We start from the raw sequence: 12,968 nt of genomic DNA, 5'->3' as shown, positions 1-12,968 counted from the left end.
GTTGCTGAAAATAATAAATTTTGTCTTTTTTTAGGTAATCTTTTTTCTATAGATATAATATCATCATAAAAACCCATATTCAACATTCTATCAGCTTCATCAAGTATTAAACACTCTACTTCCGATGTGTCAAAATAATTAAATCTCAAATGAGCCATTAATCTACCGGGAGTACAAATAATGATATCACTACCCTTTTCTAAAGCTTGTTTTTGATTTTCAAATTCACTACCTGTCCCACCGCCATATATTGGATAAGAAGATGTGTTTGTAAAATAAGAAAACCCTTCAATTTGTCTATCAATTTGCTGTGCTAATTCTCGTGTAGGAGCAATAATAACAACTCTCACTTTATTAGTTTGTTTTACTCTATTTAGTTTATCTAAAATAGGTAAAACAAATGCAGCTGTTTTACCAGTTCCTGTTTGAGCACAAGCAATTAAATCTTTTCCCTTTTGTATGACAGGTATGGCTTTTTCCTGTACTGGGGTAGCCTTTACAAACCCCATTGCATCTAAGCCTTCCTGAAGTTCCTTGCCGAACTTAAATGTTTGAAAATTCATATTTTAAAGATAGTAAAAGCATTAATATAAAAGCTAATTGATATGCTATAGTGTAGCAGTAAATGACCCCCCACCCTACTTAAATGACTACAGCAGTTTTACAAAACAAATTTTGCGCCGCTTTTTGCACTATTTATCAACTCGTTATATCTAAATATAAAAATTAATATTATTAAAATAAAAAGTATATTTTAGGATATAAATTATATTTATAAAAAATAGTACTATGAAAAAATTCACTTTAATAGCTATCTTATTTGGCATTATCACAACAAAAGGCCAAATAGTCCCTACAAACTCATCTTATAACGAAAATATAGTGTGGGAAAATGTTTTCACAAATGGTCCAGAGGGAAAAGTAAATAGAGGAATTGTTGATTCAGATGGTAATTGTGCTATTGTGTTTATGCCAGAGAATACATCAAGAATTCATAAAATAAATGGTGAGAATGGTGCATTAATTTGGAGTATCACAATTGAAAATACTATTGGATTTGGAATTTCTGAAATCAAAGAAAATAATAGAGTTGATTATTTGGTTTCAGGCGGATCTGGTGAGACACAAGAAAGATGGCTCTGTAGATTAAACGGAGATAATGGATCCATTATATGGGACAAAACATATACATCGTCTGGCAATCAGTATCAATTTGATGGAATCAGGATGACCATAATTGGCAGTGATGGTTATATTTATGGTGCTGGATTTATTGGTGGTGACGAAGCCGGAACAATATTTATTGTTTATGCAGGCAAAGCTATGTTAATGAAAATTGATCCCGCCAGTGGCGATGAAATTTGGACACATGAAAATTTAAACTCAGAATATGCACTAGCTGTTGTTGAATCTAATGATGGAAGTATGTATTATGGTGGAATATTATATGATGATAATTTAAAACTAACAAAGGTAAATACAAATGGAGATGAAGTATGGACTAGAAACCTTGATAATACCGAGAATATCATCCCTGCTGACCTAATAATTAGTTCTGAGACAATATACTATGGGTGCCATACAGCAAGAGAAGGTGCAGGAGATCCATTCGATTATACGTGTATTAGCTTAGATACTGAAGCTAATATAAACTGGATAAAACATTATGCTAACCCCAGAGGATATAGCTTAGAACATATAAGAAATGAATTATATGGTATTAAGGCAGATGAATCTAGTATTTATATGTTTGGTGGAACTGGAGATGAAAGTAATTATAGTGCTTTAAACCCACCATATGAATCATCAGATGTATGGAATGGATGGGTACTTCAAACCGATTTTAATGGTGACATTATTCAAAGTGATGTGTTCTGTCATGACAATGTTAATACTGCAACTGAGTATGGGGATTTAACTGAAGACGGATATGTTATTTTTAACGACACTGATGCACAGGGTGACACCGAAGTCGGAGTTATTAAAGTACAGATAAATAACAATTCAAATATTACTAAACACCCAATTATATTGAATAAAACAATCATTAAAACTATTAATATACTTGGACAAGAAGACAGAAATAATAAAAATCAAATAATGTTTGAAATTTATAACGATGGAAGTGTCAGTAAAAAATTTATTGCTGATTAAAATTGATGGCAGCAGTAAATGAACCCCACCCTATTTAACTGATTACAGCACTTTTACAAAATTAATTTTGCACCGCTTTGTTCGCCGTTTATCAACTCGTTATATCTAAATATAAAAATTATTATTTTAACAGAAAGAAATTATTTTAGAGTATAAACTAATTTATCATATCTTTGTAGCCAATCAATTTAAAATAATTTTCTATTAAATTTAACGAACTAGGGCTACACCCAAAATTACTCAAAGCAATTAAGGAGGAAAACTATACCCATCCTACCGAAATTCAAAAAAAAGCAATACCAATACTTATTAAAAAAAATGATGTGCTTGGAAGCGCTCAAACAGGAACTGGCAAAACAGCAGCATTTGCGTTACCAATTCTACATCATTTAATTAATGAAAACCAATTTAATAATAGAATCAAATCCCTTATTATAACACCAACTAGAGAGCTAGCAATACAAATTGATGAAAACATCACAGCCTATGGAAAGTATACTAATATTAAGAATGTAGTTATTTTTGGAGGAGTTAAACAAGGGCCGCAAACAAATGCTCTTAAAAATGGAGTTGATGTCTTAATCGCAACGCCTGGACGATTATTNGANTTAATGAATCAAGGATTTATTTCATTAAAAAGTATTCGATATTTTGTTTTAGATGAAGCTGANCGCATGCTAGATATGGGNTTNATACATGATNTAAAAAAAATAATAGCAAAATTACCACAAGAAAGACAATCNTTGTTTTTTTCAGCTACTATGCCAAATANTATTCTATCATTAGCNAATNGNATTTTAAAAAATCCANAAAAAATNGCTGCACATCAAATATCNACTGCTGCNAATACAATTCGTCAATTTATTTTTTACACAAATAAGAATACAAAAAAGGATTTATTGTTACACATATTGAAAACNAAAGAGATNTCTAATATCCTTNTNTTTTCCAGAACTAAACATGGTTCTGATCGAATCGTTCGTAATTTAAAAAAGAAAAANATTAANGCATTAGCCATNCATGGAAACAAATCACAAAACCAGAGACAAAAAGCATTGAAAGAGTTTAAAAACAACAACATAAAAGTATTAGTAGCTACAGATATTGCCGCTAGAGGAATTGATATCGACGATTTAAAATTTGTGCTTAACTATGATATACCTAATGAACCTGAAACTTATGTTCATCGTATAGGGCGATGTGGTAGATTGGGAAAAAAAGGAATTTCTATTTCACTATGTGAACCTGAAGAGAATATGTATATAAAAAATATTGAAAAGCTAATAAAACAAAAAATAGAAGTCATTCGAGACACTCCTTTCCCACAAACTGACAAACCCATGAATGCACAACAGAAAAAAGAGTTTGAAAAAGAGAAACAAAAAAAGAGGCAAGAGTTTTTTGCTAACCGCAAGAAGCGAAGATAAAAAAATCGAGGTAGCAGAAAAGAAAACCTGACCCATTTAACTGGTTAAAGCAGTTTGAAAAAATAAATTTTGCGCTGCTTTTTTCGCCATTTATCAACTCATTATATTTAAATATAAAATTAACATCTTAACGGACTAGATTTATTTTAGATTATAAACTAATTTATCATATATTTACGCCGATAAATTCTAAACAGAATGGTCTGTTTAAAATACTCTAAGCAATTAAAAATTTATAATAAATAAACAATGCTATGATGAATAATAAACTATCTTTTTTAATAATAACATTACTTATTTTATCTAATATATTGAACGCTCAAATTTGTGATGATTTAGAAGCCTGTAATTATGGACAAGAGGGTGATTGCATATTTACAATTGACAATCTAGACTGTGATGGCAACCCAATATTAACATATGCTTTAAAGATACAGGGTGTGATGGATCTTAATGCACCATCATCTAATGATGGTAAAGCTATTCATTTAATCGCACTAGCTGATATTCCAGACTTAAGTTTGTATGGAGTAAATATTTCTAATAATGGTAATGGTAGTGATGGTATTGAATGGACTTTTCCTTCCGGCTCCTCTGCTAGCGTTGGTGATGATATTTTATTATATAGAATCGGAACAGATCCTGATTTTTTTTCAAGTTACTTTTTATATTGCTGGTCAGAATTTGAATTAACATTTAATGACACTGATTTAAATAGTATGTTAAATCAAAATGGTGATGACCCAATGGAATTATTTGAAAATGGAATTGTTATTGACTANTTAGGTGATGTAAACGGAAATAATATGACTAATGATCCATATGAAGANTCATGGGTCTANAGAAATGATGATGGGTCATGGAATTATGCGGGTGAAGATGCNGATATAGAAATTAATGAATTATACACTNTTTATGCATCNGCNGCGCCCTANCCAATGTGTCCCGAAATAGCTAGTGGTTGTACTGATGAAGAAGCATGTAATTACGACCCCTCATATATAGTTGAGGACAATAGTTGTCAGTACCCTGTAATTTATGATTGTGATGGTAATCAATTATTAACTCTTGCTTTGAAGATACAGGGTGTAATGGATCTGAATGCTCCCTCATCAAATGACGGTAAGGCTATGCATCTAGTTGCTCTTACTGACATTGAAGATTTAAGTGTTTTTGGTGTAAATAGTTCAAANAATGGTAATGGTAGTGATGGTGTTGAATGGACTTTTCCAGAGGGCTCCACGGCAAATGCAGGAGACGATATTTTATTATATAGAATTGGAACAGATTCTAACTTTTTTTCAAATTATTTTGGATATTGTTGGTCAGAATTTGAATTAACATTTAATGACTCTGATCTAAATAGTATGTTAAATCAAGACGGTGATGATCCAATGGAATTGTTTGAACAAGGAATTGTGATTGATAATTTAGGGGATGTGAATGGAGGTAATATGATTGATGACCCNTATGAAGANTCATGGGTTTATAGAAATGATGATGGTTCATGGAATTATGCGGGTGAAGATGGCGATGTTGAAACAAATGAATTGTACACTGTTTATTCATCNTCTTCTCCATATCCAGTATGTCCTGACATCTCTAGTGGTTGTACTGATGAACAAGCATGTAACTATAATTCATTAGCATTAGTTGAAGATAATAGTTGTCAATATTATTATCCTTTTGTTTCAACGGGTTTAAATTTGGCTTTTGACTGCAGTGGAAATTGTCTAAATGATTCAGATGGTGATGGAGTTTGTGATGAACTTGAGTTTGAGGGATGCACTAATCCACTTTATTTGGAATTTTTTCCAACTGCAACTGATGATGATGGAAGTTGTTTAACAATTGTTAACCCAGGTTGTTTAGATCCGTTAGCGTGTAATTATNATCCTATTTTTAACACTGCTAATAATTCTCTATGTATATATCCTGATCTTTATGACTGTGAANACAACTCATGTTTCAATGATTCTGATGGTGATGGAGTNTGTGATGAATTAGAGNTTTATGGATGTACTGATCCATTGGCCTGTAATTATAATTATTTAGCAGANAACAACGATGACTCTTGTTTTTATAGTGAAGAAAATTACGATTGTGATGNCNTTTGTATTCTTGATTCTGACAACGATGGANTTTGTGATTATCTTGAAATATCNTCNGATGCATTAGATTATAATAATTGTGGTGGNAGNTATCTAAATCCNATATTCCAAAATATTGAANTAATNNCTAATATAACTTACTCAAGTGAACATAATNTNNAACTAGATTTATACCAAGGACAAGGTGANGTACTTANTGATGAAAGACCTCTTTTAATNTATGCTTATGGGGGTGGTTTTTTAAATGGAACAAAAGAGCAAGCAGAGGCAGTTGCTTTTGGTAATTATTTTGCTAGAAGAGGTTATGTTGTTGCTACAATAAATTACAGAATGTTTAATCAAGCTATTTTTGGTGAAATGATTTCATGTGGTGAAATAAATGAATTATGTATTTTTGGAATTTGTTTTCCTATTGGATTTGATGCATGTTATGAACAAGAAGATGTTGATGCATATTTTATAGACGCTGTTGCAAAAGCCTTAAGCGATGGAAAATCCGCGGTTAGATTTTTTAGAAAATCATTTGCAGANGGAAATCAATACAAAATTGATCCAAATCAAATTTTTTGGGCAGGTTGGTCTGCTGGTGGAATTATAGGNGCTACTAATTTCTTTATTGATGAAAATGAATATGAAAATATTAACATTCCTGAATTCACTAATGCANTTAATTATAATGGGGGTTTTAATGGAAATAGTGGAAATCTTGGTTATTCTCANNATGTAAACGGTGCAATTGGTATTGGTACTGGTNTTTATGGAAATACNGATACTTTTATCTCCCAAAACGATAGTGAAAAACTATATATACATGTTCATGGTAATTTAGATGAAANTGTNGATCCAAACTGTACTACTACAAGTATTTGGTCTAGTATTGGTGACTTTTTTTCTNNACTTCTAGATGCAAATCAAATAGGAGTTGTTTCANGTCTCACATCAGGTGAAANTGAAATGTGTGGAGGTCAATCTATTCAAGATTATGCTGAACAAAATAACTTTCCAAATTTTCACTTCTTATCAATTGATCAAGGAGGACATACATTTAATGAAGATGCTTTTCCTTTTACTAATTCTTGGGGAGAAAATGGAGAAAAGTATATGCATGACTGGATTGCNGCAACNCTTTATCCNTATCTTGATGCAACAGAAGATTGTATTTTAGGATGNACAGATTCAAACTATATTGAATATAATGCAGATGCNAATGTTTCTGGNTTTTCAACACCTAACACAACTAGCACTTTTGATGTTTTGGCTCCTATAGATGATGATTTTTCNNNATCTGGCTGTATATATCNANCAAATGGNTGTCAAGATGAAATTGCATGTAATTTTAATATAAATGCAATATATCCAGATNAATGTATATACTCNACAGACTTAGATGAATGTGCTNCATGTTCAGGCNATCAAGATGGTACAGGAACNATTATAGACAANGATTATGATGATGACGGTGTATGTGATGAAAATGAAATTTTTGGATGTACAGATTCTTTAGCNTGTAATTTTAATAATGANGCAACTGAAGATGATAATAGTTGTGANTATGTAGAAGAAGGTGATNTATATTGNGCAGGAGANTGTTTATATGCTGAAATTTTNTTTCANGAAAATNNNTGGGGNGGNGATGCAACATCATGGTCTGTANTTGACTCAAATGAAAATGTAATTTTTACTANTTTAACTGANNTAANTTANACATGTGAAAATGGTTACTGCGGCGACTTAATTTGTGGTTTTAATTATGGTGAATGTTACACTATTCAAACTGATGCACNATTTGATGGAAGTATTAATATTCAATTTCCAACACCTGAAAATTGTAATGGCTGTACTCAGCCATTGGGTAACTTTAATGGGAACAATACAAATACAGTATACGAATTTTGTGTTCCTGAAATTTGTCCTGAGGAAACAACTTTTGATCATGTATATATAAATTCATGGTCTGGATATGAAGAAGTAACATGGGAAATAACAAATCTTTTGACTGGAGAAATTGTTATTTCAAGTGATATTGAGAATGGAGGAGGTTCTCAAACTTATGAATATCACTGTTTTGAAGATGGAGTTTATGAAATGACAGTTTGTGACACTGAAAGCTTAAATGATGATAATTGGGACATGAATCTATGTATATATTCTGATAACTGGAATCCATATCAATGCGTATATTTCTATGATTATAATTTTGATTATAATGAAGATACTTATGTTTGTCAATCAGAAATTTTTGTTTTAAATGTTGAAACAGGCTGTATGGATCCTACAGCAGTAAACTTTAATCCTTATGCCTTATATCAACCTGATGAAGATATATGCATTCCATCTTGTCCAAATAATAGTTTCATTGTTATGCAAGAAAATGTATGGAATAACACCAATTGGGATGGAAATGAGTTTTGGGAGATAACTGATGACCTCACAGGTGAAGTTGTGCTTTCAGGAAATGTTGAAGATGGTTATAATTGTGATAATGGATATTGTGGAGATATTGAGTGTTTACCTACTGGATGTTATACAATTACAACATTTGGTGATTTTAACGGTAATATAAGCCTNTATACGCCAANCTACACATGTCCTACATGTACTAATTGGGTTGNTTCTGTTTCTCCTGAATCATCAACNTCNTTTTGTATNGGAGGAGATTGTTANGANAATGAGCAGTCGATATATACTTATGGCTTTAATGTTGGTTCATATTACCTAACATATNATGATGGCACAATATTAAANTTAAACTATGATACAAATTATTCTCCNGTATATGAATGTATTCCTGAGGGTGACTACACTGTTTGTGTTGATTTTGGCGGATTAACTACCGGTTCATTTAACTTCAATGATTTATCTTTCAATGCATATGAAATAAATGGGTCCAATAACTCATCTGGTTCAGAAATTAATTTTTGTCAATCTTCTAATATATGTCAAGAAAATGAATTCCAGTATTTAATAGAAGCAGNTAATGACTGTAATATTGATAGAACTTTTACATTAACTAATTCTATTACAGGTGAAGAAATTTGGTCAACTAATATATTAGCCTGTGGAATCTCAGTAGATGAAAACATTTGTTTATCGTCAGATATGTTAATCNATGCATGTGTTGATCCCCCATTCGATGGTGGTGGCTCATTTGAAGTATCTTATTATATGGAATATGAAACCAATATTGATTTAATTGAAATTCTTGGTTGGATTCCTGATTCAAACNCTTGTCAATCTTTTGATATACCTGAAATACTTATAGTAGGATGTACAGACGAGAGTGCGTGTAATTATGAGCCAGAAGCAGAATTAAATAATTATACATGCTTTTGGCCAACAGTAACAACAAATTGTGATGGTACATGTGTGGATGGATATTCATTAGATTGTNNTGGCAATTGTGGTGGNACATTTGTTTTAGATGAGTGTGGGATTTGNAATGGCCCAGGTCCAGATGAAAATTATGATTGTCAAGGTAATTGTATTGGTGAAGTTGATTGTGTTGGTATATGTGGAGGATCAACNGAAATAGACGAATGTGGGGTTTGCGGTGGTTCTGGTCCTGAAGATGGTTTTGACTGTCTTGGAAACTGTGTATCTGGTTCTAGCTTAAGTGTTGGTGGAGGTGATTATCCTGAGGAAGTTAGTTGGTCTATATATGATGAAAACGAATCCCTAATAATTGAAGGCGGTGCACCATATAGCAATGATTGTATAGATATTAATCTAAATGAAGGTTGTTATAGCTTAAGTTTAATAGACTCATATGGTGATGGTTGGAATGGTAACGTAATTAATATTGGAGGAGAACAATTTACGTTATATGCTGGATNCGAGTCTAATGAATTAATTGGTAACTGTCAACTTGAATGNAATAATACAGAACTTGACATTTCGGTGTCTCAATCAATTGCAAATAGTAATTTCGGATTTATAATTAACAGTTCTGATGGTCAAACAATTGCTTCTGGAGGATCTAATTTTGAAGGAAATGGGTGCTTTGATCTAGAGAATAACTGTTACAGCATTACTATGTCAAGTTCCTCTGGAAATGGACCTTTAAACGATGTTTTAAATGTTGGAAATTATAGCTTTATATGGCAAGATGGTAATAACTCTAATTCTAGTACTATTTCATTTAATTGGGCTTCGTTGATTCCTGAAGTAATGGGCTGTGGTTGTAGTCAACCTGTGGTCCAAAATGGATATGATTGTGCTGGNTCATGTTTATCTGATATTGATAGTGATGGCGTATGTGATGAATTTGAAATTGAAGGATGTTTAAACACAGCTGCATGTAATTATAATCCTGNTTCTACAAATTTAATCCCGTGCATTTTCGCTGACCTAAATTGTGAATTTTGCACTGCAGATGGGTCTGTAGTATTATTAGATGAAGATAATGATGGTGTGTGTGATAATGACGAGATTGCAGGTTGTGAAGATGAAAATGCTTGTAATTATAATAATGCTGCAACTGACTCAGCTGAATGTAATTATATTGAATCTGNATGTGAAAACTGTATTAATGGTATAGTTGTAAACAATGATCAAGACGGAGATGGAATATGCAACGATGATGAAATTACGGGCTGTACAAATAATACAGCCTGTAACTATGATTCTAATGCTACAGATGATGATGAGTCTTGCTATAATAATGATTTAGGTTGTGGTTGTGATACACCAGCAGCAGAAGCAGGTTATGATTGTGACGGTATTTGTTTAACAGATACTGATAATGATGGTGTATGTGATGAATTTGAAATTTTAGGTTGTACAGATAATAATGCATGTAACTACTCATATCTAGCTACTGAAGATGACAACTCATGTTATAACAATGATCTTGGATGTGGCTGTAATACACCTGGCCCTGATGAAGGTTATGATTGTGACGGTATTTGTTTAACAGATACTGATGGAGATGGAGTTTGTGATGAGTTTGAAGTTTTAGGCTGTACTGAAACTAATGCAACTAATTATGATTCAACTGCCACTAATGATGATGGNTCATGTGATTTCGGTCCCTGGGGAGAAATTGTTAATCCNGNATCTTGTNTAATGACGATTCTTCTTCCAANTGAACTAACTATTTACAATNANAATGAAATTATGTCATCTGCATGGATTGGNGTATTAGATTCANATGGTAATGCTCANGGTGNAANTTATTGGTCATCTGGGCAAATTNCATCAATTGAAGTCTATGGTGCTGGCTTTTTGTCGATCAATAATATGGAACTAAACTGGGTNATTTACCCGGAGGAGTATCAAAATAACACTCCTNTGTCTCCAATAGTTACTTTATCTGGATTAAATCAATTTTCATGTGGCTCTATTGCAATAGTCTCTTCAATAATGATTATAAATGAATTATTAGGCTGTACAGATAGTTCTGCATTTAATTACGATTCAAGTGCAAACTCAGACGACGGCTCATGTATAGCTTTTNCATATGGCTGTACAGATCCAACATCATTTAATTATGATTCAAGTGCAAACACAGATGATGGTTCATGCATAACTAGTCCATGGGGAGAAATTACTACAACAGATTGTAATATGACCATACTATTACCTGGTGATGCCACAATTANATTTGANGGTGAAACAGTCAATGAAGCATGGATTGGTGTAACAGATNATGATGGTAATATATATGGNTCAACATTCTGGACAGCTGGCAATACAACATCAATTGCTGCTTGGGGTGAAGAATCAGGATTAGACAATGGTTTTGAATCNGAAGAAGAAATTAATTGGATTATATCTTCTAATGATGGAANCATTATGGGNACNGCAACATTTAGTTTTGGTGCAGGATTATATATATGCAATGGACTAGCAGGTGTTACATCATTAGACTTTNTTTCAACATNTATACAAGAGATAGAATTATCAACTGGATGGGGTATATGGTCTACATATATAGATCCNGCTGATGCTAATATGGAATCTNTTGTTTCTGACATTGTAACNAATCTTACAATAGTAAANGANGAANATGGTCTNGTATACTGGCCANTGTTTGNNCTTAATTCNATTGGTNACTTAACTGATGGAAAAGGATATCAAATCAAAATGATGGCTGATGATGTTATAATAATTGAAGGAAATCTNGTGNCATCTGATTTNCCNNTAACNTTAANTGAGGGNTGGGGTATNATGGGATTCCTNCATCCAAATGNAGATGGNTATAGTGNNGTAGANATGATGGCGCCAGTAGTTGANCAATTAACAATNTTAAAGGATGAAAATGGATCTTGTNTANTGGCCANTGTTTGNNCTTAATTCTATNGGAAATATGATGCCNGANAAAGGNTATCAAGTNAAGATGATGGAAGATGCTNTATTTAGNTATCCATCAGGNGGTAGATTNGNNTNNAGTGATGTTACAATAGTNGAAAAGNCNGTATATTATGAAACAGCTTATAANACTGGTAATAANATGANAATAGGNCTTCCATTTATCATCNTGGGAGGTTATNCCANNTATCGGTGACGAGATCGCTGCTTACGATGAATNAGGAAGATTGATTGGAAGNACTTCATTTANTGGTGANAATATCGCTCTTACAGTTTGGGGAGATGACTTAACAACAACTGCTAAAGATGGTTTAGCAATTGGAGAGAAAGTTACATTCAAACTATGGAATTCTGATATGAATACTGAGTCTACACTAGTTGTAACTAAGTGGGATGCAGGAAGTGATGCATATACTATAGATGGTATTAGCATTGCATCTAACATCATAGTCTCAGGATCGACATCAGCAGATGCTTACAAATTATATCAAAATGTACCAAATCCATTCAATGGAACAACAACTGTTAAGTTCTATGTTCCGGAGAGTACAGAGGTTACAATTGGAGTATATAATATGTTAGGAGAACAGGTTGCTGAAGTAACTAATGATATATTTAATGTAGGAAAACATGAAGTAACATTCGATGCAAATGATTTAGGTCAAGGAACCTATTTTGTAAGAATGAATACTGATAGCTTTACAGCGACTAAAAATATGAATATCGTTAAATAAGCTTAATGATCAACAAAAAGAAAAAGCCTCATTTTAATGGGGCTTTTTTATTTACAAAATAGCTTTATTAAAAAGAAGTAAAATGAAATGAACCCCCACCCTATTTAACTGATTACAGTAGTTTTATAAAACAAATTTTGCATCGCTTTTTGCGCCGTTTATCAAATGGTTATATCTAAATATGAAAATTAATATTTTAAAAAAAACTCACATTTAAATTGTACAGACCATTC

Annotated in this window: 4 protein-coding genes and 1 pseudogene; 4 read left to right on the top strand and 1 reads right to left on the bottom strand. The window is 32.4% G+C overall.

The genetic code is table 11. The features are described 5' to 3' along the window. On the bottom strand, nucleotides 1–563 hold a 563-nt coding region (locus CBD51_001635; protein ID RPG60187.1), incomplete at its 3' end, for a DEAD/DEAH box helicase. A 226-nt stretch (nucleotides 564–789) separates the two neighbouring features. Here CBD51_001635 and CBD51_001630 point away from each other — a divergent pair. The 4 genes and pseudogenes from CBD51_001630 (at nucleotide 790) to CBD51_001615 (ending at nucleotide 12,735) form a co-directional block, all read left to right on the top strand. Next, nucleotides 790–2,154 carry a hypothetical protein gene (locus CBD51_001630; protein RPG60186.1) on the top strand — a complete coding sequence of 455 codons (1,365 nt, stop codon included), beginning with the start codon at nucleotides 790–792 and terminating at the stop codon, nucleotides 2,152–2,154. A 203-nt stretch (nucleotides 2,155–2,357) separates the two neighbouring features. Then, complete coding sequence (locus tag CBD51_001625) at nucleotides 2,358–3,581, top strand: DEAD/DEAH box helicase (protein RPG60185.1); 1,224 nt, start codon at nucleotides 2,358–2,360, stop codon at nucleotides 3,579–3,581. A 254-nt stretch (nucleotides 3,582–3,835) separates the two neighbouring features. Next, a pseudogene (locus CBD51_001620) lies at nucleotides 3,836–11,986 on the top strand (hypothetical protein). Nucleotides 11,987–12,228: 242 nt separating this feature from the next. Continuing rightward, nucleotides 12,229–12,735 (top strand): T9SS C-terminal target domain-containing protein, encoded by a 507-nt coding sequence (locus tag CBD51_001615; GenBank protein RPG60184.1) that lies wholly within the window; start codon nucleotides 12,229–12,231, stop codon nucleotides 12,733–12,735. Nucleotides 12,736–12,968: the final 233 nt, after the last annotated feature.

The sequence above is a fragment of the Flavobacteriales bacterium TMED191 genome (genome assembly GCA_002171975.2).
In the GTDB taxonomy this organism is placed as follows: domain Bacteria; phylum Bacteroidota; class Bacteroidia; order Flavobacteriales; family TMED113.
This window is presented reverse-complemented; position numbering and strand designations above follow the sequence as displayed.

Bases quoted from the DNA above. Each gene is read 5' to 3' on its own strand.
- CBD51_001630 (RPG60186.1), top strand. From the start codon at position 790: ATGAAAAAATTCACTTTAATAGCTATCTTATTTGGCATTATCACAACA.